Origin of the sequence: Pseudomonas sp. Irchel 3H9, assembly GCF_900187495.1 — a bacterium.
Taxonomy (GTDB): domain Bacteria; phylum Pseudomonadota; class Gammaproteobacteria; order Pseudomonadales; family Pseudomonadaceae; genus Aquipseudomonas; species Aquipseudomonas sivasensis.
Genome location: NZ_FYDK01000001.1, coordinates 1,082,066 through 1,107,737 on the forward strand (window position 1 = coordinate 1,082,066; position 25,672 = coordinate 1,107,737).

General features: G+C 61.2%; 30 protein-coding genes and 2 pseudogenes. 20 read left to right on the forward strand and 12 right to left on the reverse strand.

The window, feature by feature from the left end; translation table 11 throughout:
• Positions 1-87: 87 nt before the first annotated feature.
• Genes CKW32_RS05200 through CKW32_RS05210 form a run of 3 tightly spaced genes read right to left on the reverse strand, consistent with a single transcriptional unit; the run spans position 88 to position 1,134 of the window.
• Positions 88-429 carry a hypothetical protein gene (locus CKW32_RS05200; protein ID WP_032889075.1) on the reverse strand — a complete coding sequence of 114 codons (342 nt, stop codon included), beginning with the start codon at positions 427-429 and terminating at the stop codon, positions 88-90.
• The gene (locus CKW32_RS05205) at positions 426-815 is read right to left on the reverse strand and encodes a phage holin family protein (RefSeq protein ID WP_032889077.1); all 390 of its coding nucleotides are present in this window, start codon (positions 813-815) and stop codon (positions 426-428) included. The genes CKW32_RS05200 and CKW32_RS05205 overlap by 4 nt, the downstream gene beginning before the upstream one ends.
• Before the next feature lie 4 nt (positions 816-819).
• Positions 820-1,134: a YqjD family protein gene (locus CKW32_RS05210; protein WP_032889079.1), complete on the reverse strand. Its 315-nt coding sequence runs from the start codon at positions 1,132-1,134 to the stop codon at positions 820-822.
• 346 nt (positions 1,135-1,480) lie between these two features.
• Here CKW32_RS05210 and CKW32_RS05215 point away from each other — a divergent pair, with 346 nt between their 5' ends.
• Entirely contained in the window at positions 1,481-2,689 is a 1,209-nt protein-coding gene (locus tag CKW32_RS05215; protein WP_032889301.1) for an ammonium transporter, read from the forward strand.
• Here the strand turns inward: CKW32_RS05215 and CKW32_RS05220 are convergent.
• Entirely contained in the window at positions 2,680-4,401 is a 1,722-nt protein-coding gene (locus CKW32_RS05220) for a monovalent cation:proton antiporter-2 (CPA2) family protein (RefSeq protein WP_095184235.1), read from the reverse strand. The genes CKW32_RS05215 and CKW32_RS05220 overlap by 10 nt on opposite strands.
• 147 nt (positions 4,402-4,548) lie before the next feature.
• Here CKW32_RS05220 and CKW32_RS05225 point away from each other — a divergent pair, with 147 nt between their 5' ends.
• From CKW32_RS05225 to CKW32_RS05235, 3 genes are all read left to right on the forward strand, one after another.
• A complete protein-coding gene (locus CKW32_RS05225) occupies positions 4,549-4,785 on the forward strand; it encodes a glutaredoxin family protein (protein WP_095184236.1) in 237 nt (78 codons plus the stop codon).
• Between the two features lie 74 nt (positions 4,786-4,859).
• The gene (locus tag CKW32_RS05230; protein ID WP_032889084.1) at positions 4,860-5,195 is read left to right on the forward strand and encodes a hypothetical protein; all 336 of its coding nucleotides are present in this window, start codon (positions 4,860-4,862) and stop codon (positions 5,193-5,195) included.
• A gap of 73 nt (positions 5,196-5,268) precedes the next feature.
• Positions 5,269-6,159, forward strand: a complete 891-nt coding sequence (locus CKW32_RS05235) for a pseudouridine synthase (RefSeq protein WP_095184331.1) — start codon at positions 5,269-5,271, stop codon at positions 6,157-6,159.
• A gap of 54 nt (positions 6,160-6,213) precedes the next feature.
• Here the strand turns inward: CKW32_RS05235 and CKW32_RS05240 are convergent, their stop codons facing one another.
• Together CKW32_RS05240 and mobA are read right to left on the reverse strand one after the other, a co-directional pair.
• Positions 6,214-6,435: a YgdI/YgdR family lipoprotein gene (locus CKW32_RS05240; RefSeq protein ID WP_032889086.1), complete on the reverse strand. Its 222-nt coding sequence runs from the start codon at positions 6,433-6,435 to the stop codon at positions 6,214-6,216.
• Positions 6,436-6,515: 80 nt separating this feature from the next.
• On the reverse strand, positions 6,516-7,118 hold the full coding sequence (mobA, locus tag CKW32_RS05245) for a molybdenum cofactor guanylyltransferase MobA (RefSeq protein WP_095184237.1): 603 nt from the start codon (positions 7,116-7,118) through the stop codon (positions 6,516-6,518).
• A 76-nt stretch (positions 7,119-7,194) separates the two neighbouring features.
• On the opposite strand from mobA, the gene moaB reads away from it, so the two are divergent.
• Together moaB and glp are read left to right on the forward strand one after the other, a co-directional pair.
• Entirely contained in the window at positions 7,195-7,734 is a 540-nt protein-coding gene (gene moaB / locus CKW32_RS05250; protein ID WP_032889090.1) for a molybdenum cofactor biosynthesis protein B, read from the forward strand.
• Positions 7,718-8,944 (forward strand): gephyrin-like molybdotransferase Glp, encoded by a 1,227-nt coding sequence (glp, locus tag CKW32_RS05255; RefSeq protein WP_095184238.1) that lies wholly within the window; start codon positions 7,718-7,720, stop codon positions 8,942-8,944. Before moaB ends, glp begins: the two co-directional genes overlap by 17 nt.
• 129 nt (positions 8,945-9,073) lie before the next feature.
• Here the strand turns inward: glp and CKW32_RS05260 are convergent, their stop codons facing one another.
• Both CKW32_RS05260 and CKW32_RS05265 read right to left on the reverse strand, forming a co-directional pair.
• A complete protein-coding gene (locus tag CKW32_RS05260; protein WP_095184239.1) occupies positions 9,074-9,403 on the reverse strand; it encodes an EscU/YscU/HrcU family type III secretion system export apparatus switch protein in 330 nt (109 codons plus the stop codon).
• Positions 9,400-10,977 (reverse strand): flagellar hook-length control protein FliK, encoded by a 1,578-nt coding sequence (locus CKW32_RS05265; RefSeq protein WP_095184332.1) that lies wholly within the window; start codon positions 10,975-10,977, stop codon positions 9,400-9,402. The genes CKW32_RS05260 and CKW32_RS05265 overlap by 4 nt, the downstream gene beginning before the upstream one ends.
• A 200-nt stretch (positions 10,978-11,177) precedes the next feature.
• Here CKW32_RS05265 and ccmA point away from each other — a divergent pair, with 200 nt between their 5' ends.
• The 10 genes from ccmA (at position 11,178) to CKW32_RS05315 (ending at position 18,537) form a co-directional block, all read left to right on the forward strand.
• Entirely contained in the window at positions 11,178-11,813 is a 636-nt protein-coding gene (gene ccmA / locus CKW32_RS05270; RefSeq protein ID WP_032889096.1) for a cytochrome c biogenesis heme-transporting ATPase CcmA, read from the forward strand.
• Positions 11,810-12,478, forward strand: a complete 669-nt coding sequence (gene ccmB, locus CKW32_RS05275; protein WP_003189951.1) for a heme exporter protein CcmB — start codon at positions 11,810-11,812, stop codon at positions 12,476-12,478. Before ccmA ends, ccmB begins: the two co-directional genes overlap by 4 nt.
• Positions 12,479-12,569: 91 nt before the next feature.
• On the forward strand, positions 12,570-13,325 hold the full coding sequence (locus CKW32_RS05280) for a heme ABC transporter permease (RefSeq protein WP_032889098.1): 756 nt from the start codon (positions 12,570-12,572) through the stop codon (positions 13,323-13,325).
• Entirely contained in the window at positions 13,322-13,498 is a 177-nt protein-coding gene (ccmD, locus tag CKW32_RS05285; RefSeq protein ID WP_003172771.1) for a heme exporter protein CcmD, read from the forward strand. Before CKW32_RS05280 ends, ccmD begins: the two co-directional genes overlap by 4 nt.
• On the forward strand, positions 13,495-13,950 hold the full coding sequence (gene ccmE, locus CKW32_RS05290) for a cytochrome c maturation protein CcmE (RefSeq protein WP_032889100.1): 456 nt from the start codon (positions 13,495-13,497) through the stop codon (positions 13,948-13,950). The genes ccmD and ccmE overlap by 4 nt, the downstream gene beginning before the upstream one ends.
• A gap of 3 nt (positions 13,951-13,953) precedes the next feature.
• Positions 13,954-15,942, forward strand: a complete 1,989-nt coding sequence (locus CKW32_RS05295) for a heme lyase CcmF/NrfE family subunit (protein ID WP_095184240.1) — start codon at positions 13,954-13,956, stop codon at positions 15,940-15,942.
• Positions 15,939-16,475, forward strand: a complete 537-nt coding sequence (locus CKW32_RS05300) for a DsbE family thiol:disulfide interchange protein (protein WP_032889103.1) — start codon at positions 15,939-15,941, stop codon at positions 16,473-16,475. Before CKW32_RS05295 ends, CKW32_RS05300 begins: the two co-directional genes overlap by 4 nt.
• Positions 16,472-16,945: a cytochrome c-type biogenesis protein gene (locus CKW32_RS05305; RefSeq protein ID WP_032889105.1), complete on the forward strand. Its 474-nt coding sequence runs from the start codon at positions 16,472-16,474 to the stop codon at positions 16,943-16,945. The genes CKW32_RS05300 and CKW32_RS05305 overlap by 4 nt, the downstream gene beginning before the upstream one ends.
• Positions 16,938-18,122 (forward strand): c-type cytochrome biogenesis protein CcmI, encoded by a 1,185-nt coding sequence (gene ccmI / locus CKW32_RS05310; RefSeq protein ID WP_095184241.1) that lies wholly within the window; start codon positions 16,938-16,940, stop codon positions 18,120-18,122. The genes CKW32_RS05305 and ccmI overlap by 8 nt, the downstream gene beginning before the upstream one ends.
• A 16-nt stretch (positions 18,123-18,138) precedes the next feature.
• Positions 18,139-18,537 (forward strand): hypothetical protein, encoded by a 399-nt coding sequence (locus CKW32_RS05315; RefSeq protein WP_095184242.1) that lies wholly within the window; start codon positions 18,139-18,141, stop codon positions 18,535-18,537.
• A gap of 209 nt (positions 18,538-18,746) precedes the next feature.
• Here CKW32_RS05315 and CKW32_RS28265 read toward each other — a convergent pair whose 3' ends face one another.
• Positions 18,747-19,730 carry a hypothetical protein gene (locus CKW32_RS28265; protein WP_177434249.1) on the reverse strand — a complete coding sequence of 328 codons (984 nt, stop codon included), beginning with the start codon at positions 19,728-19,730 and terminating at the stop codon, positions 18,747-18,749.
• Positions 19,731-19,825: 95 nt separating this feature from the next.
• Here CKW32_RS28265 and CKW32_RS28450 point away from each other — a divergent pair.
• Positions 19,826-20,057, forward strand: a pseudogene (locus CKW32_RS28450) (alpha-D-ribose 1-methylphosphonate 5-triphosphate diphosphatase); the annotation flags it as partial.
• Positions 20,057-20,629 (forward strand): phosphonate metabolism protein/1,5-bisphosphokinase (PRPP-forming) PhnN, encoded by a 573-nt coding sequence (gene phnN / locus CKW32_RS05330; protein ID WP_095184244.1) that lies wholly within the window; start codon positions 20,057-20,059, stop codon positions 20,627-20,629. The pseudogene CKW32_RS28450 and the gene phnN, both read left to right, overlap by 1 nt.
• 35 nt (positions 20,630-20,664) lie before the next feature.
• Here phnN and CKW32_RS05335 read toward each other — a convergent pair whose 3' ends face one another.
• Positions 20,665-21,360 (reverse strand): helix-turn-helix transcriptional regulator, encoded by a 696-nt coding sequence (locus tag CKW32_RS05335; RefSeq protein ID WP_095184245.1) that lies wholly within the window; start codon positions 21,358-21,360, stop codon positions 20,665-20,667.
• A 74-nt stretch (positions 21,361-21,434) separates the two neighbouring features.
• Here CKW32_RS05335 and CKW32_RS05340 point away from each other — a divergent pair, with 74 nt between their 5' ends.
• The gene (locus CKW32_RS05340) at positions 21,435-22,559 is read left to right on the forward strand and encodes a cytochrome P450 (RefSeq protein WP_095184246.1); all 1,125 of its coding nucleotides are present in this window, start codon (positions 21,435-21,437) and stop codon (positions 22,557-22,559) included.
• A gap of 137 nt (positions 22,560-22,696) precedes the next feature.
• Positions 22,697-23,116 (forward strand): annotated as a pseudogene (locus tag CKW32_RS05345) (type II toxin-antitoxin system HicB family antitoxin).
• Here CKW32_RS05345 and CKW32_RS05350 read toward each other — a convergent pair.
• Entirely contained in the window at positions 23,113-24,309 is a 1,197-nt protein-coding gene (locus CKW32_RS05350) for an MFS transporter (RefSeq protein WP_081797774.1), read from the reverse strand. The pseudogene CKW32_RS05345 and the gene CKW32_RS05350 overlap by 4 nt on opposite strands.
• 274 nt (positions 24,310-24,583) lie before the next feature.
• Positions 24,584-25,588: a sulfate ABC transporter substrate-binding protein gene (locus tag CKW32_RS05355; RefSeq protein WP_032889121.1), complete on the reverse strand. Its 1,005-nt coding sequence runs from the start codon at positions 25,586-25,588 to the stop codon at positions 24,584-24,586.
• Positions 25,589-25,672: the final 84 nt, after the last annotated feature.

Here is a 25,672-nt window from a genome sequence, read left to right on the forward strand (position 1 = left end):
CTTATGAGAGGTAGCGAAAAAAAGAGGCCCGGCCTTCAATGACGAAGGCCGGGCCGATTCTGTTTGCAAGAATGCAGCCAGCAGGGCTCATCCTTTTCGGGAAGTACCTGCCATCGCTAATTTGATCAGCGGGATCAAACCTGCGCCCAGCCGCACCAACCGGGTCACGCTGCTGATACTGCCGCCCTTGGCACCCTTCCCGGTAAAGAAGCCCATCAGCGTCACCGCCGCCACGCCCCACAGCGGCGCGTGCTTGATGCCCAGGCTGTCCTGCCAGTTGTGGCGCATGTCGCGCACTTTGTGCAGCGGAGCCATCAATTGTTGGGACTCATGACGGATTTCCTGGCGGTGCATTTCCATGCGCAGGCGAATCAGTGCCTTGCGCATTTCTCGACGGGATGTGTTGTGCGGGATCTCAGTCATGCTCATGGCAGCAGGCGCTCCCGATCATTGGCCAGCTCTTCAAGCGTGGCGTGGAAGGGCGTGGACTCATCGAATACTGCTGCTTTCAAGCGCACCCCGCAGAACGCGGCGGCCAGGCTGTAGAACAAGCAGAGGCAGATGATCCCGGTGAGACGGTAGCCGGTGTCCCAGACCAGGATCATCACCAGCGTCGACAACCCGACCAGCAACAACAGGGCAAACACCAAGGCCAAGCCGGCAAACAGCAGCAGGCTGACGGTGCGTGCTTTCTGCTCCTGCAATTCGATGCCGAACAGTTCGACGTGGCTGTGCAGCAAGCCTAGAACGGCCGCGCCCAGGCGTCTTGAGGTAGAACTTGCGCCCGTGGCCGAGCCGCTTTCGCCGATAGACATAATGTTAGCGCCTTGTAGCCAATAGGCCGATCAGAAAGCCCACGCCAGCGGCAATACCCACCGACTGCCAGGGGTTGGCCTGTACGTAGTCTTCAGTAGCGGTGACCGCAGCTTGGCCGCGCTCGCGCAGGGAGTCTTCGGTCAGTTGCAGGGTTTCACGGGCCTTGAGCAAGCTTTCATGAATCTTGCTGCGCAGCTCGTCGGCCTGGTCACCCGCCAGGATCGCGGTGTCATCCAGTAGCTTTTCGGTATCACTGACCAGGGTTTGAAAATCCGCCATCAGTATCTCTTGGGCTGTCTGTGCTGTTTTTCTGGCCATGGTTATCTCCGTGATTGGCTGATCGGTACGTGTGGTTTCGAGTCACCGGCGTCGGTGAAGGTTCACTGCAATTGCGTGGTACAGCTTTTGCTTTGCCTTGGTGCGCATGCACGGGTGCCTGCGCTGAATCTGGGCGGTAAGGCCTCAAGCCATCAAAAACCTTACCTTAAATAACTGAAACTCGCGGAAAAACCCTGTCGGCAACAGCCTGTTGTGTTGATCGCTGCGCTAAAGCGGTTCACGCCCTGTGAAGAGGGGCGGTACCGGCGGTGCCAATTTAGTGCGTACAACCGTGGCTTGAACCGCTTTGGTGCTTTTTGCCTTTAATGCAGGCCTGCCAACCTTCATGGAAAATTTGCAAAGTGCGGTGGACACTCTGGTCCACAGTTCAAACACCCTGTTTATCCTGATCGGCGCGGTCATGGTACTGGCGATGCACGCCGGCTTCGCATTCCTGGAAGTCGGCACCGTTCGCCAAAAAAATCAAGTCAACGCGCTGTCGAAGATCCTCAGCGACTTCGCCATCTCTACTTTGGCCTATTTCTTTATAGGCTATTGGATCTCCTACGGCGTGAGCTTCATGCAACCGGCGGCAGTAATCAGCGCGGACCATGGCTATGGCCTGGTGAAATTCTTCTTCCTGCTGACGTTTGCGGCAGCGATCCCCGCGATCATCTCCGGCGGCATTGCCGAGCGTGCGAAGTTTGCTCCGCAGTTGTGCGCTACCGCGTTGATCGTGGCGTTTATCTACCCGTTTTTCGAAGGCATGGTCTGGAATGGCAATTTCGGCCTGCAAGCCTGGTTGCTCGCCACCTTTGGCGCCAGCTTTCATGACTTCGCCGGTTCTGTCGTGGTGCACGCAATGGGCGGCTGGCTGGCGCTGGCGGCGGTGTTGCTGTTGGGCCCGCGTAACGGACGTTATCGAGAAGGACGCTTGGTCGCCTTTGCGCCATCGAGCATTCCGTTTCTGGCGCTGGGTTCTTGGATTCTCATCGTCGGCTGGTTCGGCTTTAACGTGATGAGCGCGCAAACCCTCAACGGCGTCAGTGGCCTGGTGGCGGTCAACTCGTTGATGGCGATGGTAGGCGGCACTGTTGCTGCGCTGGTGATCGGCCGTAACGACCCAGGCTTCCTGCATAACGGCCCGCTCGCCGGGCTGGTGGCGATCTGCGCCGGTTCCGACCTGATGCACCCGGTAGGCGCGCTGGTCACCGGTGTGGTCGCCGGTGGGCTGTTTGTCTGGTGCTTTATCGCCGCCCAGGATCGCTGGAAGATCGATGACGTGCTGGGCGTGTGGCCATTGCATGGCCTGTGCGGTGTGTGGGGTGGGGTTGCCTGCGGCATCTTTGGCCAGACCGCGCTGGGCGGCCTGGGTGGCGTGAGCCTGGTCAGCCAGTTGATCGGCACCGGCCTCGGCGTGGCAGTCGCGTTCGGCGGCGGCCTGTTGGTGTATGGGGTGATCAAACGCGTCGGTGGCCTGCGCCTGAGTCAGGAGCAGGAGTACTACGGCGCGGACCTGTCGATCCACAAGATCGGCGCGGTCAGTCAGGATTGATCGTCGCTGTTCGGCGGCGTGAAAGAGCCGTGCAGCAGGCGATAGCGGTTGTGTCGCACTTCATCGACCCGCGCCTGTACCTGGTGGTCTGGAAGGCCCAGCAGGATCAAGGCGTGGGAGGCGAGCATCAGGCTCGACTCCAATAGTTCGGGCACCACTTCGCTGGCGCCCGCAGCTTTCAGTTCGGCCCACTGGCTGTCATCGCGAGTGCGCACCAGAATCGGCACCTCAGGGTTGATACGGCGCGCCTCTTTCAACACCACCAGGGCGACATCGCTGTTGTCCACGGCAATTACCACCAACCGCGCGCGTTCCAGGCCCACCGCACTGAGCAGGGCGCCGCGACGGCAGTCGCCGTAATGCACGCTGCTGTCCTCGGTGGCGGCTTCCTGTACCCGTTCCGGGTCGTCATCCAGGGCGATAAAGGCTTGTTGTTCCCGCCGCAGAAAGCGCCCGATGGACTGCCCCACACGGCCGTAGCCACAGATCACTGCATGGCCGCGTAACTCGGCATTGAGCGCGGTGATTTCCTCCAGCTGCACTTGCTGGTTGGGTTTGCGGTGCAGGCGCAGGGCAATCGCCGGGGCGGCGCGCAACAGCAGTGGCGTCAGCAACATCGAGCAGAACGTGGCGGCGAGCAGCAAGCCATTGAATTCATCCGGGATCAGCCGGCTTTGCTGCATTTGCGCCATCAACGCAAAACAGAACTCACCGCCCTGGGCGAGGGCCAAGCCGCTGCGCCAGGCGGTTTCGCTGTCGCTGCCCCGCAGCTTGACCAGCACCGCTACCACGCACCCCTTGATCAGCATCAGCGCGAGGGTCAGGCCGAGGATCAGCAGACTGTGGCTGATGAACAATTGCAGGTCGATCAACATGCCGATACTGACGAAAAACAGCCCCAGCAGGATGTCGCGAAACGGTCGGATATCCGCTTCGATCTGATGGCGGTAATGGCTTTCGCCCAGCAGCATGCCGGCCAGGAAGGCGCCGAGGGCCGGCGACAGACCGAGCAAATGGGTGAGCCAGGCGGTCAGCAACACGATCACCAGTGCAAGCAACACAAACAGCTCCGCCGAGTGGGACGCGGCGACTTCATGGAACAGGCGCGGCAACAACCAGCGACTGGCCAGCAGCAGGCCAACAAACAGCAACACGGTTTTACCCAGCGTCAGCGGCAGCGCCCAGTACCAGGCTTGATCGCTGCTGCCGGCAAACACGGGCACCAAGGTCAGTAGCAACACGGCTACCACGTCCTGGAACAGCAGCACGCCAATCGCGTTCTGGCCATGGCTGCTGAAGATTTCTCCGAGGCTGGTCAGCTCTTTGCTGACGATGGCCGTGGACGACAATGCCAAGCCCGCACCCAGCAGCAACGCGATGCCGGGGGCCACACCAAAGCCCATCAACAAGCCTCCAAGCAGCGCACTGCACCCCAGCACCTGCAAACTGCCCAGGCCAAACACCACGCGGCGCAGGGCGAGCATCTTTGTCAGGGAGAACTCCAGGCCCAGGGAAAACAACAGGAACACCACGCCAAGCTCGGCGAGGTCGGGCAGCTCTTCGCTGTCATTCACCCAGTCCAGCGCTGTAGGTCCCACGGCGAGGCCCACACACAGGTAGCCCAGAACGGGCGGCAGTTGCAGTCGGCGAAACAGCGCAATCACCACAAGGGATGAGGCCAAAATGATCAGCAGGTTGGCGAACACGAGCATCTCCGTTGCAGGGTGAGCGGGCAAAAAGCCGCGAGAATCGCTGAATCAGTTATACGTCATGCTGATATGTGTCAGGGTTTATCGGCTCGCCACGGGTCTTACGCAAGCCTAGAATGTTGATCTGTTTTCTGATCAGGTCCTTTCGCCATGCTTCCTGAATGCCAGTTGTTCGGCACCCTGGGTTGCCATCTTTGTGAGATTGCCGAAGCCGAAATCATGCCGCTCGTCGAACACGGGCTGTTGGTGGAGCTGGTTGACATCACCGATCCCCAAGATCTCACCGACCTCTATGGGCTGCGGATTCCGGTGCTTCGACGGGTGGATACCGGCGCCGAATTGGACTGGCCCTTTGACGCTGAACAGGTCGTTGCCTTCCTGCGCTGACGTTTATGCGATGGCGGGTTTCCAATTATTACGTTACTGTATGTTTGTACAGCGATTGAATAGAGGGAACGCCCGTGGTGAATGTTGAACAACTGAAAAGCAGCGTCAATCGCATGTCCGCCGACGTCGTGCGCGACGCGGTGAACGAGCTGCGCCTCGATGGCTTGGTCACGGAAGGCAAGACGCCCTTTAACAAAGTGCATTTCAATACCTGCTTCGCGGAGATCGAAGCGTTGTTCCAGCGCGCCGGTTACCACAAGCAACTGGATGTGGTGGGTTATCAGGGCTTGCTCTACGCCTTGTACGATCCCGGTCGCTGGGAAGCGGTGGATGTGCTGCGTTGGCTCAAGGAATTCACCGAAGCGGCCAGTGCGTCGCCGATCCTGCGCACGCAATTAGCCAAAGCCTGAGATCCGCCCTAGGCTCAATCCCGCGTCGTGCGGGATAATGCCCATCGGTTTTTTCAAGGCTTCGAGCATCGGCATGTCCACTTCCGGTTTTTCCGCGTCCCAACACCAAGCCAGCACTCTCTACTTGCCGCCAGGCCCTTGGGCGACCGTGCTCGATTGCCTGTGCGAGCACTTCCCGGCGATCAGCCGTGAGCACTGGCTGGACCGCATCGCCCGCGGACGGGTATTGGATATCAACGGCAGCCCCATCAAGCTGGACCTCGCCTACAAGGAAGGTCTGTGCATTTACTACTTCCGTGAAGTGCCGAACGAAAAGGTGATTCCGGTGCAGGAAACTATCCTGTACGCCGACGAGCACTTGGTGGTCGCGGATAAACCGCATTTCCTGCCCGTGACCCCGGCCGGAGAGTACGTCGAGCAAACCCTGCTGCGCCGCCTGATTCGCCGCCTGGATAATCCGTCGCTGGTACCCCTGCACCGTATCGACCGGCACACCGCCGGGCTGGTGCTGTTCTCCGCCAACCCCGCCAGCCGTTCGGCCTATCAGCAATTGTTCCCCAAGCGCCAGATCGATAAATTCTACGAAGCCATTGCCCCAGCCTTACCTGGTTTGACGTTCCCGTTGGTGCACAAAAGTCGCCTTGTGGACGGCGAACCCTTCTTCCGCATGCAGGAAGGCGAGGGCGCCAGCAACACCGAAACGGCGGTGGAGGTGCGGGAAAAAAATGGCGATCTCTGGCGCTACGGCCTGTTTCCCGTGACCGGTAAGAAGCACCAACTGCGCGTTCACATGACCGCGCTGGGGGCGAGCATCTGCAATGACCCGTTCTACCCGGACGTGCTCAAGGATGCCGTCGACGATTACGCCAACCCGCTCAAGCTGCTGGCCCAGGGCGTACGGTTTATCGACCCGGTCACCGGCGAAGAGCGTCGTTTTCGCAGCCAGATCAACCTCGATTGGTAACCCCGGAAACGACAAGGCCCGCGCGAGGCGGGCCTTGTAGGCAAACGCTAAGACTTACAGGTCTTTAACGGTGCGGACCTGATCTTTATTGATACGGGTCTGCTTGCCGTCCAGTTGTTCGAACTCGTAGAAGCCCGAATCCTTATCGAATTTAGGGGTGTCGACGGCCTGGATTTCGCGACCGTCATTCAGGGTGATCACTGTCGGCGAGGCGCAACCGGCGAGGGTGGCGATGCCCAGTGCAAGCATGAGAGCGGCGATGGTCCGTTGAGTCATGGGTTTGTCTCCGAGAGAATACTTTTTAATTGCTGACCTTGAGACGCGTAAGGCGTCGCCAAAGTTCCTTGTGCGAAAGTTCATTCTGACACGTCAGAGCTCGGCTGTAACAGCTCCGGCGTATTAAGGTTGGCCAGCCGTGGGTCATCCGCCGGGCACTCCAGCCCCACGCCGCCCAATTGCAGGAATATCTTGCGCGGGCTTCGCTCGCCGGCTTGCCAGGCCTGTTCTACCTCGGTTTTGAGGTGTGTAGGGATGATGCAGATCAAGGGTTCCCAGAATTCGCCGTGGCGCACCATCACGGGCACCGATGGGTTTTGCCGCGCGGTCTTAAGCAGGTCGGTCAGTAGGATCGCGTCGATAGCCGGCACGTCGCACGGCAATATCAGCAGGTGCTCATGGCGCGCTGCGGCCAGCCCGGCGCGGATACCGGCGAGCGGGCCCGGAAAGTCCGGGCTGTCGTCGCTCACCAGCGTGTCGGCATAGGGCGCGTAGAGGTCCTGGTTGCGATTGCACGAGATGATCATGTCATCCGTCAACGCTCGCACCAAGCGCTGTAGATGGGCGATCAATGGCTGGCCGCGCCATGCCAACAGACCTTTGTCCTGGCCGCCCATGCGCTGGCCGCGCCCGCCGGATAACAGCAAAATCGAGCAGGGAAGGGGCGAAGAATCTAACGACATAAAGGTTCCGCTGCGGCAGGTAAATAGGGGCCTGTGATATAACACCGGGCTGTTCCTCCGACAACCGGACCGTGCCATGAAAGCCAAGGCTGATGCGCCCTTCGTACCCCTGAATATCGCTGTATTGACCGTCAGCGACACCCGCACCCTGGACACCGACACCTCGGGCCAGGTTTTCGTCGACCGCCTCACCGCCGCCGGGCACAACCTGGCCGAGCGCGTACTGCTCAAGGACGACCTCTACAAGATCCGCGCCCAGGTTGCCCATTGGATTGCCGAAGACGTGGTGCAAGTGGTGCTGATCACCGGCGGCACCGGTTTCACCGGCCGTGACAGCACCCCCGAAGCCGTGAGCTGCCTGCTCGACAAGCAGGTCGACGGCTTTGGCGAACTGTTCCGCCAGATATCCGTGGCCGACATCGGCACCTCCACCGTGCAATCCCGTGCCCTGGCCGGCTTGGCCAATGGCACCCTGGTGTGCTGCCTGCCGGGTTCCACCAATGCGGTGCGCACGGGTTGGGACGGCATTCTTGCCGAGCAGTTGGACAACCGCCATCGCCCCTGCAACTTCGTCCCGCACCTGAAACAGGCCGCGCCTTGTGAATCCCGTGGGTAAGCCTGGCAAGACCGGCGCGCTGATGCCCGTGGAAGAGGCGCTGCAGCACCTGTTGGCGCTGGCCGAAGCTGCGCCGATCCGCGAGCCGCACGCCTTGCCCCTGGCCGAGTGTGATGGCCGGGTATTGGCGCAGGATCTGGTCTCCACCCTCGACCTGCCTCCGTGGCCGAACAGTGCCATGGACGGTTACGCGCTGCGCCTGGCGGACTGGACCGGTGAGCCGCTGGTGGTGAGCCAGCGCATCTTTGCCGGTCAGGCACCTGAACCTCTGGCCGCGGGCACTTGCGCGCGCATCTTCACCGGCGCACCGGTGCCGCAAGGCGCCGATTGCGTGGAGATGCAGGAAAATGCCGTGGTCCACGCCGATGAGCGCGTGAGCTTTACCGAGCCCCTGCACGCCGACCAGAACATCCGCCCTCAAGGCCAGGAAACCACGGTCGGTGAACTCGTTTTGTCAGCCGGGACGCGCTTGGGCCCGATTGAGCTGGGCCTGGCTGCGTCCCTCGGCTGTGATCGTCTGAATGTAGTGCGCTGCCCGCGCGTGGCCGTGCTGTCCACCGGCGACGAGTTGATCGAGCCCGGCTTGCCGCTGGGGCCCGGCCAGATCTACAACAGCAATCGTCGCGTGCTGTGCAGTTGGCTTTCACGCATGGGCTGTGAAGTGATCGACGCCGGGATCCTGCCGGATGACTTGGAACAGACTCGCACGCGATTGGCGGGCCTGGGCAGTGTCGACCTGATCCTGTCCACCGGTGGCGTGTCGGTAGGTGAAGCGGACTTCCTTGGCATCGCCCTGCGTGAAGAAGGCGAACTGGCCCTGTGGAAGCTCGCGATCAAACCTGGCAAGCCACTGACGGTCGGGCATTTCCGTGGCGTGCCGGTAATCGGCCTGCCGGGTAATCCGGCCTCGACCCTGGTGACTTTCGCACTGTTGGCGCGCCCCTACATCCTGCGTCGCCAAGGTGTGGCCGACGTGGAGCCGTTGCGGTTCGAAGTCCCGGTGGGATTCGTCTGGCCGAAACCGGGCAATCGTCGCGAGTATCTGCGCGGGCGCATCGAGCAGGGCAAGGCGATCATCTACCGTAACCAAAGCTCTGGCGTGCTGCGCAGCGCGGCGTGGGCGGAAGGGTTTGTGGAGGTGTTGGAAGGGACGACGCTGGCACTCGGTGATCGGGTTAATTTCATCCCGCTGAGCGAAGTCCTGAACTGAACACAAGTCCAAATGGGAGAGGGGGCTTGCCCCCGATAGCGGTGCTTCAGCCACACATCAGGTGACTGACACTCTGCCATCGGGGGCAAGCCCCCTCCCACATTTGGACCTTTGTGTGCCTGTGGCTATTCAGTAGTCGTCGCCACGCTCCGTGACGTCCCGCTCCACAGGCCGCGCTTCCGGGTCATAGCCCACCGGGAACTTGCCCTTCAAGGTCCAGGCAAACGCAATGATCTCCGCGATGGTGCGGTACAACTCCTCCGGAATGCTGTCGCCCAGTTCCATGCGCGCCAGCAGCTTTACCAGCTCGGCGTTTTCATAGATCGGCACTTCATTTTCCCGCGCCAACTTGAGGATGGCTTCGGCCAGGGCATCGTCGCCCTTGGCGGTCAGGGTCGGCGCTTGCTGGCCGTCGTACTTGAGGGCAATCGCCTGGCGCGGTGGGTTGGAGTTCTTCATGCGGTTTCATCCACCCAGCGTTGCTCCAGTCCGGTTTTCGGCCCGCGTGGTGGCGTACCCAGGTGGCAATCGAGGTCGCCGACGTTGATCCCCGAAGTCACCAGCCGCTCGCGCAAGTTGCCCAAATGGCTTTCGATCAGGCTGGCGGTGAACGGGCGTGTTGCCCACAGTTGGCTCGACAGTTTGCCCTGGGTCAGTTGTGCCTGGACCTGCAACGGCCCCAGCGGCTCCATATCGAATGCCAGCTCGACGCGCCATAGCATTTGCTTGGGGTCTTTGCGGTCTTTGCGTTCGGGCTGGTCTTTGTCTGGCGCCGGTTCTTCGCGCTGGAACTTGACCTGCAACGGCACGATGTCCTGCAGCGTGCGCATAGGGATTTCCAACTGCCAGGTGGTTTGCAGGCGGCCATCGGCGGTGGTGCCGGTCTGTTCCAGACTCGACAGTTGGTGGCTCTGTAACCTGGAAATGGCCCCGGCTGCCAGACGCAGCAGGTTTTCCAGGTCGCCTTCGCCTTCAAGCTTCGCCATCAGCCGCTCGGGCAGTGGAAAGCTGACCGGTGCCTGCCGCGCGCTGACTTGGCCCAGCGTGTTCAGTGGGCTGCGCACAAAATTGGGCAATACCTGGGCCAGCGTGTTGGCCGCAAGAATGGCGTTGAGGTTGGTACTGGCGGGCAGGGCGGGCAATAGGTCCGCGACAAGGCGCAGCAGTGCGCCCTTCATGTCCAGTGGTGGTATTTGGGGATTCTGTCCTGCGAGTAATTTGGCCTCCAGAAAGGCGCCGCTGTTCTGAATCACTTGAGCCAGGACTTTGGGGTTACTGACCTGTGCCAGATCAGGCAACGCCGCGAGCAAACGGTCGGCGGCGGCGCGCAGATCGGCGGAAGTACTGTCGCCACGGGGCAGGTTTTGCAGGGCGGTGAACACCGCATCCAGGGAGCCCTGGCGACTTTGCTGGGTCGACAACTGTTGGGTGACCGCCAATTGATCCTTGAGCCCGCTCAGCGGCACAAAATTCAAGGTCTGCGCGTTCTGCACCACGGCGCTGAGCAGGCTGCCTACGCGCAACGGCTGTGGGCTTTCCACCGTCAGTGTCGCGCCGGCCAAGACGTTATTCAGCACTGTCACCAGCGAACGATAGATCGCCGGTTGCGCCGTGCCCTGGGGCAGCATCTGAGTGGTCAATACCTTGGCTTGCAACAGCGTACCTTCCGGGACTTTGGCGGTATCGATGCGGGTGAGGGCGGCGACGTTGGCACTCAAAGCCTGTTGCAGGCTGAGGGTCAGATTGCCCGCTGGCGTCTGGCTCACCGCCACATTGCTGCCTAAGGGCAATGGCTGCGCGCTGCTGGCCTGCACCAGCGTCTGGCGGCCGCCGTCCAAGGTCAGCTTGAGCAGCAACTGAAAGGCTTCACCGCCTTGTTTAAGGGCGATGACTTCGGCATTCGCGGTTTTCCCAGGGTCGATCAGCCCAATCTGCGGCTCCAGCAGTTTCAGCAGTGCTCCAGGCGCAGGCGCGGAGCTTTGCCCGGCTGCCGGGGTGGGAGGAAGCGTAGGAAGGTTGATCTCGCCGGTCATCGTGCGCATCGTCTCTGGGGAAATTGCCCTCTTTAGCGTAGGGCATCGCATGTATAATGCCGCCCGTCTGCAAAGAGAGCGCTAAAAACCTCACAACTATTTGATCCAGCTCTCTAAAATCGGTCGCCAAAGCCGTTATTGTGCTTCTTTCTATAACGGCCGCTGCACCGCCGACTTGAACCGTAAAGGCCCGCGATCTCTTGACCAGCCCTCTTCTTGAAGCCGTAGCGCTCTCCTGTGAACGCGACTTGCGCCTGCTGTTCGAGCACCTCGACCTGCGTGTGGCGGGTGGCGATATGGTGCAGATCAGCGGTCCCAACGGCAGCGGCAAAACCAGTTTGCTGCGCCTGCTGGCCGGGTTGATGCAACCCACGGCCGGTGAAGTGCGGCTTAACGGCAAGCCCCTCAACGAACAGCGCACCGAGCTTGCACGCAACTTGATCTGGATCGGCCACGCCGCCGGCATCAAGGACGTGCTCACTGCCGAAGAAAACCTCAGCTGGCTCAGCGCCCTGCACCATCCTGCTTCCCGCGATGCCATCTGGCAGGCCCTGGCCGCTGTGGGCCTCAAGGGTTTCGAAGACGTTCCCTGTCACACCCTGTCCGCCGGCCAGCAGCGCCGCGTGGCCCTGGCGCGGCTCTACCTGCCTGGTCCGCCGCTGTGGATTCTCGACGAACCCTTCACCGCCCTCGACAAGCAAGGCGTCGCCCAGTTGGAAGAACACCTGGCGCGGCATTGCGAGCAGGGCGGAACCGTCTTGCTCACCACCCACCACACCCTGGCGCGCATGCCCGCCGGTTACCGCGACCTTGATCTGGGCCGGTGGTCGGCATGAGTGTCTTCGCCCTGCTGGTCGCCCGCGAAGCACGGCTGTTGTGCCGTCGCCCGGCTGAATTGGCCAACCCGCTGGTGTTCTTTGCCATCGTGATTGCGCTGTTCCCGCTGGCGGTCGGTCCCGAGACTAAACTGTTGCAAACCTTGTCGCCGGGGCTGGTGTGGGTGGCGGCGCTTTTATCGGTTCTGCTCTCGCTGGACGGGCTGTTTCGCAGTGATTTCGAAGACGGTTCCCTGGAACAGTGGGTCCTTTCGTCGCACCCTCTGCCACTTCTGGTACTGGCCAAGGTGCTGGCACACTGGGCTTTTTCCGGCCTCGCGCTAGTCTTGCTCTCGCCGCTGTTGGCGATGATGCTGGGCTTGCCCGTCGAATGCCTGCCGGTGTTGCTTTTGTCCTTGTTACTCGGCACGCCAGTGCTCAGCCTGTTGGGGGCCGTGGGCGCAGCGTTGACCGTCGGTTTGAAGCGTGGTGGCCTGCTACTGGCCCTGTTGATTCTGCCGTTGTACATCCCGGTACTGATCCTTGGCAGCGGCGCTTTGCAGGCTGCGCTCATGGGCATGCCGGCGACCGGTTACCTCCTGTGGCTTGGTAGCCTGACCGCCCTGGCGGTAACCCTGACACCCTTTGCTATAGCCGCCGGCCTGAAGATCAGCGTCGGCGAATAATGAGGTCTGACCCAGCGACATTGTCAGCTCTTCAACATAAGAAAGACCCTACGTTTCTCGCAATGACGAGAAGCAACCGTGAGAAACAGCAATGAACTGGACCTGGTTTCACAAGCTCGGCTCGCCCAAATGGTTCTACGGCATCAGTGGCAAACTGCTGCCTTGGTTCAGCATCGCCGCCGTGTTGCTGATCGGCATCGGCCTGGTCTGGGGCCTGGCCTTCGCGCCGCCGGACTACCAGCAAGGCAACAGCTTTCGCATCATCTATATCCACGTACCCGCCGCGATGCTGGCCCAGTCCTGTTACGTGATGCTCGCGGTGTGCGGCGTTGTCGGCCTGGTGTGGAAGATGAAGTTGGCCGACGTTGCCCTGCAATGCGCCGCGCCCATCGGTGCGTGGATGACCGCCGTGGCGCTGGTCACCGGCGCGATCTGGGGCAAACCCACCTGGGGCTCGTGGTGGGTGTGGGATGCGCGACTAACGTCCATGTTGATCCTGCTGTTTCTGTACTTCGGTCTGATTGCCCTGGGCAACGCGATCAGTAATCGTGACAGCGCCGCCAAGGCCTGCGCGGTGCTGGCCATTGTCGGCGTGATCAACATCCCGATCATCAAATACTCGGTGGAGTGGTGGAACACCCTGCACCAGGGCGCCACCTTCACCCTCACCGAAAAACCGGCGATGCCCGTGGAAATGTGGGCACCGCTGCTGTTGATGGTGCTGGGCTTCTACTGTTTCTTCGGTGCCGTGCTGCTGATGCGCATGCGCCTCGAAGTGCTCAAGCGTGAAGCCCGCGCCAGTTGGGTCAAGGCCGAAGTGCAAAGCAGCCTGGGAGCGCGCGGATGAGTTTTGCTTCTTTCAGTGATTTTCTCGCCATGGGCCACCACGGCCTCTATGTCTGGACGGCCTATGGCATCTGCCTGGCGGTGCTGGCCCTCAACGTCGCCGCGCCGATCCTGGCCCGCAAGCGTTACCTGCAACAAGAGGCGCGTCGTCTGCGCCGGGAGACCGAAAAGTGAATCCGCTGCGTAGAAAACGTCTGATGATCATCCTCGCCATCATGGCCGGCGTCGGCATTGCCGTGGCCCTGGCCTTGAGCGCGCTGCAACAGAACATCAACCTGTTCTACACCCCGACCCAGATCGCCAATGGCGAAGCACCGGTTGATACCCGCATCCGCGCCGGTGGCATGGTGGAGAAGGGCTCGTTGAAACGTTCCGGCGATTCCCTCGACGTGACCTTCGTGGTTACCGACTTCAATAAGGCCGTGACCATCACCTACCGTGGCATCCTCCCGGACCTGTTCCGCGAAGGCCAGGGCATCGTCGCCCTGGGCAAACTCAACGCTGACGGCGTGGTGGTGGCCGATGAAGTGCTGGCCAAGCACGACGAAAAATACATGCCGCCGGAAGTCACCAAGGCGTTGAAAGAAAGCGGCCAATCGGCACCAACCCCAGCGAAGGAGGGCTAAGTGATGACGTCCGCACTGTTTATTCCCGAGTTGGGCCAATTGGCGATGATCCTCGCCTTGTGCTTCGCCATCGTGCAGGCCGTGGTGCCGTTGCTCGGTGCCTGGCGCGGCGACCGCCTATGGATGAGCCTGGCGCAGCCGGCCGCCTGGGGTCAGTTTGCCTTTCTGCTGTTCGCGTTTGGCTGCCTGACATACGCCTTTATGACCGACGACTTTTCCGTCGCCTATGTCGCCAATAACTCCAACACCGCGCTGCCTTGGTACTACAAGTTCAGCGCCGTGTGGGGCGCCCACGAAGGTTCGTTGCTGCTGTGGGCGTTGATCCTCGGCGGCTGGACCTTCGCTGTATCGGTGTTCTCGCGCCAATTGCCGCAAGTGATGCTGGCGCGGGTGCTGGCGGTGATGGGCATGATCAGCATTGGTTTTTTGCTGTTCCTGATCATGACCTCCAACCCTTTCAGCCGCATCCTGCCGCAGATTCCATCGGATGGGCATGACCTCAACCCCTTGCTGCAAGACATTGGCCTGATCGTGCACCCGCCGATGCTCTACATGGGTTACGTCGGTTTCTCCGTGGCCTTCGCCTTCGCCATCGCCGCCTTGCTTGGCGGGCGTCTGGATGCCGCGTGGGCGCGCTGGTCGCGGCCATGGACCATCGTCGCCTGGGCGTTCCTGGGTATCGGCATCACCCTCGGCTCGTGGTGGGCCTACTACGAACTCGGCTGGGGCGGATGGTGGTTCTGGGACCCGGTGGAAAACGCCTCGTTCATGCCGTGGCTGGTGGGTACTGCACTGATTCACTCGTTGGCCGTCACCGAAAAGCGCGGCGTGTTCAAGAGCTGGACCGTGTTGCTGGCCATCGCGGCATTTTCCCTCAGCCTGCTGGGCACATTCCTCGTGCGTTCGGGTGTGTTGACCTCGGTGCACGCCTTTGCGTCCGACCCGGAGCGCGGCGTGTTCATCCTGATCTTCCTGCTGTTTGTGGTTGGCGGCTCCCTGACCCTGTTCGCCCTGCGCGCGCCGGTGGTCAAAAGCCAGGTCGGCTTCAATCTGTGGTCGCGGGAAACCCTGCTGCTGGGCAATAACCTGGTGCTGGTGGTGGCCGCGTCGATGATCCTGCTCGGCACTCTGTACCCGCTGGTGTTGGATGCCCTGAGCGGCGCCAAACTGTCCGTCGGCCCGCCGTACTTCAACGCGTTGTTCATCCCGTTGATGGGCCTGTTGATGGTGGTGATGGCGGTCGGCATGCTGGTGCGCTGGAAGGACACCCCGGTCAAATGGCTGGTCGGCATGTTGATGCCGGTGCTGCTCGGCAGCGTGGCCCTGGCCGTGGTCGCCGGGATTGCCTATGGCGACTTCAACTGGGCGGTGCTCGCCACCTTCCTGCTTGCCGCCTGGGTATTGCTGGCCGGTGTGCGCGACATCTTCGACAAGACCCGCCACAAAGGCCTGGTCAAAGGCCTGCCGACGCTGACCCGCAGCTACTGGGGCATGCAGATCGCCCACATCGGCATCGCCGTGTGTGCGCTGGGCGTGGTGCTTTCCAGCCAGAACAGCGCCGAGCGCGATCTGCGTCTGGCGCCGGGCGAGTCCATGGACCTTGCTGGGTACCAGTTCATCTTCGAGGGCGCCAAGCACTTTGAAGGGCCGAATTTCACGTCGGACAAAGGCACCGTGCGGGTAGTCCGCAACGGTAAGGAAATCGCCGTATTGCACCCCGAAAAACGCCTGTACACCGTGCAGAGCTCGATGATGACCGAAGCCGGTATCGACGCGGGTTTCACCCGTGACCTCTATGTGGCACTGGGCGAACCGTTGGGCGAGGGCGCCTGGGCAGTGCGCGTACATGTGAAACCGTTTGTGCGTTGGATCTGGTTCGGCGGTTTACTCACAGGGTTTGGTGGTTTGCTGGCCGCGCTGGACCGGCGTTATCGGGTCAAGGTCAAGAGCCGAGTGCGTGAAGCCTTGGGTATGCAAGGAGCGGCGGTATGAAGCGTTGGTTGATGGTGTTGCCGCTGGCGTTGTTCCTGGTGGTGGCGGTGTTCCTGTATCGCGGCCTCTACCTGGATCCGGCAGAGTTGCCTTCGGCGATGATCGGCAAGCCTTTCCCCGAGTTCTCGCTGTCGAACGTGCAAGGAGACAAGACGCTGACCCGTGCCGACTTGCTGGGCAAACCGGCACTGGTCAACGTATGGGGCACATGGTGCATTTCCTGCCGCGTCGAACACCCGGTGCTGAATAAGTTGGCTGAGAAGGGCGTGGTGATCTACGGCATCAACTACAAGGACGACAATGCGGCGGCCTTGAAGTGGCTGGCCGAGTTCCATAACCCGTACCAACTGGACATCCGTGATGAAGACGGCAATCTCGGTCTCAACCTCGGCGTTTACGGCGCCCCGGAAACCTTCTTCATTGATGCCAAGGGTGTGATCCGCGACAAATACGTCGGTGTGATCGACGAGGTGGTCTGGCGCGAGCAACTGGCTGCCAAGTACCAGGCGCTGGTCGATGAGGCCAAGCCATGAAGCGTCTGTTAGTTGCTGCCGTGCTGGCACTGGGTTTGGCGGGTGTGGCCCACGCCGCCATCGACACGTACGAATTCGCCAAGGACGGTGACCGCGAGCGTTTCCGCGAATTGACCAAGGAACTGCGCTGCCCCAAGTGTCAGAACCAGGACATCGCCGACTCCAACGCTCCCATCGCCGCCGACCTGCGCAAAGAGATCTTCCGCATGCTGGGAGAGGGCAAGGACAACCAGCAGATCATCGACTTCATGGTCGATCGCTATGGTGATTTCGTGCGCTACAAACCGGCCCTCACCGGCAAGACCGCGCTGCTCTGGTTCGGCCCTGCAGGGCTGTTATTGGCCGGCGTGGTGGTGATGGCGGTGATCGTGCGCCGTCGCCGCGCAGCGCCGACCGATGGTTCCGACGCGCTGTCCCCCGAAGAGCGTAAACGCCTCGACCAATTGCTGGACACCAAGACTGATGATTGATTTCTGGCTCGCAGCCGGCTTGCTGCTTCTGATTGCCCTGAGTTTCCTGTTGATCCCTGTGTTGCGCGGCCGCCGTGCCCAGCGCGAAGAGGATCGCACCGCGCTGAACGTGGCGCTGTATCAAGAACGCGTCGCCGAGTTGCAAGTGCAGCAGGACGAAGGCGTGCTCAACGCCGCGCAACTCGACACCGGTCGCGCCGAAGCCGCCCGCGAACTGCTGGCGGATACCGAGGGTGTGGAAAAACCCCGCGAATCGCGCCTGGGCAAACCGCTGCCATTGCTCGCCGCCGTCCTCGTCCCTGTCCTTGGCTTGGGCCTGTACCTGCACTTTGGTGCCAGCGACAAGGTCGAGCTGACCCGCGAATTCTCACAGCCACCGGTGTCCATGGAAGACATGACCCACCGCCTGGAACGCGCGGCTGCGGCCCAACCGGATTCGGCCGAAGGCCTGTACTTCCTCGGTCGCGCCTATATGGCCCAAGACCGCTCCGCAGACGCCGCGAAAGTGTTCGAGCGCACCGTGGCCCTGGCCGGGCGCCAGCCGGAGCTGCTGGGGCAGTGGGCCCAGGCGCAGTACTTTGCCGACAACAAACAGTGGTCGCCCAAGGTGCAGGCGCTCACTGATGAAGCCTTGAAGCTGGACCCGAAGGAAGTCACCAGCCTGGGCTTGCTGGGCATTGCGGCATTTGAAGGCAAGCGTTATCAAGAGGCCATCGACTACTGGACCCGTCTGTTGGCCCAACTGCCACCGGAAGATAATTCCCGTGCTGCCCTGCAAGGCGGCATCGACCGGGCTGCGCAAAGTCTGAAGGAGAGCGGGGGCAGCGTCGCCCAAAGGGCTGTGATGAAGGTACGTGTGGGCCTGTCCGCCGACGTGAAGGCCAAGGCCTTGCCAACCGACAGCGTGTTCATCTTCGCCCGCGCCGTCAGTGGCCCGCCGGCACCTCTGGCGGTCAAACGCGTCACCGTCGCCGAATTGCCCGTTACCGTCGAACTGGGTGACGCCGATGCAATGATGCCGCAATTGAAACTGTCCAACTTCCCCGAAGTCCAACTGGTTGCGCGCATATCCCGGGCCGGTCAACCAACCACTGGCGAGTGGATCGGCCGCAGCCAACCCCTGGCCAGCAGCACCATTGCGCTGCAACAGCTGACCATCGACAGTCCGGACAAGTAATTTTGAGGAAACGCCTATGACGACCGCATTCGCACGCATCACCTTGCTCAGCCTGGTACTGGGCCTGAGCGCCTGTGCGGTCCATCGGCCACCACCTGGCCCGACCGGCCCGACTATCCCGCCGTCCGGCCCCTCGACTCAGCCGAGCACCAAGCCTTCCGGCCCGGTCACCCCGCCACCGAAGCCTGCCCCGACTAAATCGCCGACCTTCGCCCCCCCACCGGGCGCCGCCAGCCATTGGGACGGCAAGATGCAGGTGTACGTGCTTGATGACCAACCGGACACGTTCTACCGCCAGCGCACCTACTACCGCTGGAGCAACGGCTGGAGCCGCTCCATCAGCCCCAATGGGCCGTGGGAAGACACCAACGTGCAAGGTGTGCCGCCGGGGTTGAGCAAGCAGTACGCGCAATGACAAAAGGCGACCTTCGGGTCGCCTTTTTCATGCCTGTGAAATCCATCCTTCCAGGCACTGAAGTTCAAATACGGGAGGGGGCTTGCTCCCGATAGCGCCAGGTCAGTCACTGATTAGCTGAATGTGGCATCGCCATCGGGAGCAAGCCCCGTCCCACAGTGGACCTCCTCAGCCCTCGGGCCATGGAGGCGCCGGTACCATGCCGCTTCTCATATGTTCATCAGTTTCGCCGCAATGGCATTCCAGCCAGCCGGTTCATGGATCATGGTCAAATAGTCATGGCCCGCGAAGAACTGCCCCTGAAACGTGTGCTTAGCCATGATCTCCTTGATGATCATCGTGGCAGGGCCCAAACCGGTATTGCCGGTTCGGGCATCGAGTGCACGACCTCGCACTTGAGTGGTGATTGCGGCGCCGAGCATCATCTTTCTTTGTTCAAGCTGCTTGATCTGATCTGCTCGGGATAAACCGGCGAGGCTGGCTTGCGGCATATCGCCGACGTTGGGGTTCTGTTCAAGAAAGGCCGCCCACTGCAACTCCATCGCCGCCACCTTGCACAGGGCGGCGTAACGGTCGCTGACCATCAGCCTGGCCAGTTCAAGTTGGAAGCTGACCATGATGAGCGGGATTTTTCCGACCAGGCCGATGCCGGTAAATGAAAGCAAGGTCGAGGTGGTCGAGATGGCCATTTCTGTGCCTCGAAATGCGAGCTTCTTGAACTTTACCTCGATGGCCAGTTGCAGCCATTTAATCGCATCACTGACTTGTTTATCACCAGCGGCGAAGGGTTGATAAGCCGCCAGCATTTTTGACAGCCGACGCAGATGTATCGCCGTAGAGGTCGTGGCAGACGCATGCCTGGCCGCATAGAAGGGCGCGGGAATAGGCGAGATCGCCGGGCTTATCGCCGCCACTCCCACCCCGGTTGCGCCAACACCCAAGCTTTTGTATTTGCGGTGTGAAAGCATCTTTTGGGTTTTGGGCGAGGGTCCGCAATTGCCGTTTTTGACAAAGTACGGGTTGAGTTTCAACCCGCTTTTTTCGCAGACCTTCATATAACTTCTGGCGGCGCCTATGGTTGTGATGATGGGGTGAAGGCCAGCCAGTCCGGAAAGAAGGCTAAAGAATATGTCTTCTTTTGACTGTTCTGTTTGAGCGGTTTCACGTACTTGCGCTGCGATTGAGTCGGGCACTGTTTCGTCTCCGTTGAGGGGAGAAGGGATAGGAGCCTGTACCGTAGATAAGCACCGTAGTGCTGGCTGTAGGATTGTTCGGGGAGGCATCACTCGTCTTTGTGGTGGCGCCGAACCTGATGCGCGGCGGGTCGCACTCGGGTAATGTGGCCGCCGCCGGCCTGGCTGCCGAAGGATTGCTGGATATACTTTTCAGTGATCGCTATCCGCCCAGCCTGTTGCAGGCGGCATTTGTACGGGCCATCGGGCCGAGCTGATGCAAGCCAGGCGCCGCGAAGGGCTTCCTGTGGTGCATAAGTCTGGCGACAAGCGAAGAGGGTGTGTTGATGGCGGGCAGGTTGATCTATCTCATCGGGCCATCGGGTTCGGGCAAGGACAGCCTTCTGGATGCCGCCCGTCCGCAGTTGGCCGAGCGCGGCTGCCGCATCGTGCGGCGCGTCATCACCCGTTCGGCGGAGGCCGTGGGCGAGGCGGCGCACGGTGTGAGCGCGGAGCAGTTTGCGGTGATGCGTACCGAGGGGGCGTTTGCCCTCAGTTGGCAGGCCAACGGCTTGTCCTATGGCATTCCACGGGAAATCGACGATTGGCTGGCGGCGGGGGATGACGTTCTGGTCAACGGCTCGCGTGCACACCTGGCGCAGGCCCGCGCGCGTTATCCGCAGATGCTGGTGCTATTGCTGACCGTGGATCAAGGCGTGTTACGCCAGCGCTTGATCGCGCGGGGACGAGAGTTGCCGGCCGACATCGAGGAGCGCTTGGCGCGCAATGCGCGGTTTACTCAAGAGCTGATCGGCGGCAGTGGTACAGGGTTGTTTGTGCTGGATAACTCCGGCCCCTTGGATCACACGGTCGAGCGCCTGCTGCACTGCCTAGATGCTGGGCATTCGGTATGCGCCTGATCCTGCTACGTATCGGCGAGTTTGGCTGGTGATCTTCATGGTTCGCAGATCGTTGTTCCAAATCGGGCCTTGAGCGCTTTGCGGCCCTTTGGCGTCACACTCAGTGCGCGGCTATCCAAGTCCTGTATTACCCATTCACGGCGAACAGCGTTTTGCAAAAGCGCCGCGCCCAAAGCACCCGCCAGGTGCGGGCGGCGCATGCTCCAGTCCAGGCAGGCGCAGGCGAATCGCCGTCGTTGCGTGCGCAGCGTCGCCACATCAATCCCAAGTTCAACCATCGCCTCGTCGCCGTGTGCGCTGAGTTGGTAGCTGTCGTTCCCGGTCAACCAGCCGGCCTCAATGAAATGGTCGTGCAGCGTGACCGCCAACGTACCCGCCATGTGGTCGTAGCAGGTGCGCGCAAACTGCAGACGCGTGGGCGTGCTCGGCACAAACGCCTTGGCGCTGTTGCGGCTGATCACCATCAACCCTTCAATCGCCTGGGCCACCGACAGACCGGCGAGGCTGTAGTACCGGTGACGCCCCTGCGTGTGCAGCGTGATCAAGCCGTCGTCCTTGAGCCGGGCCAAGTGCGCGCTGGCGGTTGAGGTGCTGACCTCGGCAATCACCGCCATTTCGGTGCTGGTACGCGCATGCCCATCCATCAGCGCGCAGAGCATTTTCGTGCGCGCAGGTTCTGCAATTGCGCCGGCGACCTGTGAGAGTGCGGCGTCGTCGTCCTGGCCATTCATATTTCGTTCCTGAGCGAATCGTTACCGGGTGAGGTGACTGATAGTAGCGGTTCTTCGTGAACAGGACGTCCTGAATGACACCGCTTGAAGCCGCTACCCACGCTGACCCTTATGACTATTACTCACGCCTGAGACGTACTGGCGGGTTGCTGTTCGACGCTGAACTTGGGCTGTGGGTCGCCAGTACAGCCGAGGTGGTTGCGGCTGTTCTGGCTCACCCGGATTGTCGAGTACGCCCGCATCACGAGCCGGTGCCTGCTGCGATTGCGCAAGGCGCGGCAGGCCAGGTATTTGCCCGCTTGATGCGGATGAATGAAGGGACGGCCCATCGATGCCCGCGAGCAGCAGTCGAACCGGCATTGGCTGGCGTAGGCGTCGGGACCGTCGCGGAGGTGGTCGGCAGCCTTATCGACCGCGTGGATAACCTGGAGGCGTTGATGTTCACCTTGCCGGTCTCGGCGGTTGCGGCGTTGCTGGGTTTTCCAGCTGGGCAGACAGCAGCGGTTGCCGAGCTGACACGGGATTTCGTCGCCTGCCTCTCGCCGCTGAGCAACGAGGCCCAACGGCATCACGCCGACATCGGAGCGTCGCAGTTGACGCAAATGTTCGGCGACGTACTTGAAGCTTCGGCGTTGATGACGCACATCCGCACAGGCGACTGGATGGACACTGACGTGTTGACCGCGAACCTGATCGGGCTGCTGTCACAGACCTGCGAAGCCACGGCCGGCCTGATAGGTAACACATTGGTGATGCTCGCCCGGCAGCCTGATCTGCTGGAGCAGGTTCAGCACGCGCCCGCCCAGGTCATGGCGCTGGTTGAAGAAGTGGCGCGCTTCGATTCCCCAGTGCAGAACACTCGGCGGTTTGTTGCCGACCGGTGTGCCATCGGTAACCGCGTGCTGGAGGCCGGGGATACCCTCCTGGTGGTGCTGGCGTCCGCCAATCGTGACCCTGCGGCAAACCCGATGCCCGATAGTTTTGTGCTTGAACGCCCGCAGCGGCGCAGCTTCAGCTTTGGTTTCGGCGCTCATCAATGTCCTGGCCAGCGGCTGGCGTTGATCATTGCGTCCCAAACCATCCTTGCGCTGCTCCGTCGCCAGCCTGCCTTGCTGGCGGGCGGGGGGTCATTCGGTTACTGGCCGTCGCTCAACGGGCGGATTCCGAGGTTTCACTCGGCAGCGCTCAACATTCGGTAAAACCACCGCCAGTCAGGCTGAGAGGTTCTGTGCTTGAGCAAAGAAAACTCTAGGGTTGTTTTTGTTCAGGCCAAGCCAAGGAGGCTGGGGTGCAAAGCAGGTGATTGATCAAGGAGCTGCAAGAGGCTGGATGGGTACTGGATCGCGTCACGGGCAGACATCATATTTTTATCGAATGGAGCGATGACTTTACCGCCACCGGAATTCAAATCCCCGATATTCCAGGCGCTGTCACCGCCGGGGACAGCTTTGAAGAGGCTTGCAACGCTGCCGTGTAAGTCGCGCACATCCTGCTGCAGGAGATCGCTGCAGAGGGCGGGACGATTCCGATGCCAACGTCAGTCGCGAACCATCGCGCTCATGAGGACTATGCGGGGATGGGCTGGGGGATGCTGGCGTTGGACATCTCGCCTTATCTGAGCAAGACCGAGAAGGTCAATGCGACCTTGCCCGGTTATGTCATCCAGCGAGTCGACCGTTATGTGCGTGAGCACAAGGTCAAAAGCCGCTCGTCATTTCTGGCGGACGCGGCTCTGGAGAAGTTGGTGCGCTCTTAAGCGGTTGCGACCGCCACCCGCCGGGACGCACTCAGGAACCGCAACAACGCCACCAGCGGGAATGCGCTGCCGACCAGCATCACCCCGAGCCAGCCGCCGTGTTCATACACGCTGCTGGCAATCGCTGAGCCAAAGGCGCCGCCGATGAAGATGCTGGTCATGTACAGCGCGTTCAAACGGCTGCGGCTGTTGGCGTCGAGGGCGTAGATGGCGCGTTGGCCCAGGACCATGTTCATCTGCACGCAGAAGTCCAGGACCACACCGGTTACCGCCAGGCCGATCACGCTGTACAGCGGATGTACGAAAGCCGGCAGGAAGCTCAGCGCGGCGAACAGCATCGCCAGCAACGAAGCGCGGTGAGTGTGACCGGCGTCCGCCAGGCGCCCGGCGATGGGCGCGGCGATGGCGCCCAAGGCACCGACCAGGGCGAACAGGGCGATTTCGCTCTGGCTCAGGCCGTGATTACGCGCCAGCTCCAGTGGCGCGGCGGTCCAGAACAGGCTGAAGGTGGCAAACATGCAGCCTTGGTAAAACGCGCGCTGGCGCAGCACGGGCTGGCGACGCAACAAGGTGCCCAGCGAGCCCAGCAATTGGCCATATGTGGCGCTGTGGTCGGGTTGGCGCTTGGGGATGGTCAGCATCAGCACCACGCTGATAAACGCCATCAACCCCGCCGCCGCCATGAACATCGCACGCCAGCCGAAGTGGTCCGCCACCACGCTGGAGACCGGCCGTGCCAGCAGGATGCCCAGCAACAGACCGCCCATGATGCTACCGACCACACGGCCACGGGACTCGGCAGGCGCCAGGTGCGCGGCCAGCGGGATCAGGATCTGCACCGATACTGAACTGAATCCGATCAGCAGCGACACCAGCAAGAACAGGTTCGGCTGTGCGGTGAACGCTGCGCCCAGCAGGCTGGCGATGGCCACCACGGTGGTGAGGATCATCAGCTTGCGGTTTTCCAGCAGGTCGCCCAATGGCACCAGGAAGAACAGCCCCAGGGCATAACCGATTTGCGTCAGGGACACGATCAGGCTGGCCATGGCCGGCGTAAGGCCGATGTCCGGGGCGATCAGTTCAATGATCGGTTGCGCGTAGTAAATGTTGGCAACGATGGCGCCGCAGCAGAACGCAAACAGCATCACCATCCCGCGGGTCATGGTGCTTGTAGTGTGGGGAGTAGCGTTCATGGTGTTCTCATAAAAGCGGAGGAAGATGGCGAGCGAGAGTAAAGCCAAGGCGTACGCACGAGTAGGGCGCTCGTGGTGATATCACTTATGCTGGCTGATGATACATTCAGAAACAACTAAGGTGGTGTGGCACTACCGATGCAACGGCCATACAGACAGCCAAATGTGGGAGGGGGCTTGCCCCCGATGGCGGAGTGTCAGTCACTGGGTGTAGTGGCTGACACACTGCTATCGGGAGCGAGCCCCCTCCCACATTTTTTACCGCGTTTCTTAGTTATTGACCGGAGTAGATCTGGTCGAAGATGCCACCGTCATTGAAGTGGGTCTTCTGTACGGTGCGCCAGTCACCAAAGGTTTTCTCCACCGACAGGAAGTCGACTTTCGGGAAGCGGTCGGTGTACTTGGCCAGTACTTTTGGATCACGCGGGCGCAGGTAGTTGTTGGCGGCGATTTCCTGGCCTTCCGGCGACCACAGGTACTTCAGGTAGTCTTCGGCGGCCACGCGGGTGCCTTTCTTCTCGACCACTTTGTCGACCACCGACACCGGCGGCTCGGCTTCAGCGGAAACGCTTGGGTAGATCACTTCGAACTGATCACGGCCGAATTCACGGGCGATCATTTCGGCTTCGTTCTCAAAGGTCACCAGCACGTCGCCGATTTGGTTGGTCATGAACGTGGTGGTCGCTGCACGGCCACCGGTGTCGAGCACAGGCGCTTGCTTGAACAGCTTGCCGACGAAGGTCTTGGCCTTTTCTTCATCGCCGCCGTTCTTGAGCACATAACCCCAGGCCGACAGGTAGGTGTAGCGGCCGTTACCCGAGGTTTTCGGGTTAGGCACGATCACTTGCACGCCATCCTTGAGCAGGTCCGGCCAGTCTTTCAGCGCCTTGGGGTTGCCCTTGCGCACGATAAACACGGTGGCGGAGGTGAACGGCGCGCTGTTGTTGGGCAGGCGCGTGACCCAGTTGTCTGGCACCAGTTTGCCGTTGTCGGCAAGGGCGTTGATGTCGGTGGCCATGTTCATGGTGATCACGTCAGCGGGCAGACCGTCGATCACCGAACGCGCTTGTTTGCTGGAACCGCCGAAGGACATTTGCAGGGTCAGCTTGTCGTTCGGGTGCTCGGCTTCCCAATGCTTCTGGAACGCGGCGTTGTAGTCCTTGTAGAAATCGCGCATTACGTCATAGGAGACGTTGAGCAGTGTGACCGGTGCGGCGTGCACGGCGCCCGCCAGGGCAAGACCGGCGGCCAGGAGAGAGGCGCTAACGAGTTTTTTCACTGCTCATTCCTTGTTGTTCGGGAGAAGGGGTAAGGCCATTTGCCAGCGACTATAGCCGGGGCGCCATAGTCGCTTAAAGATTAA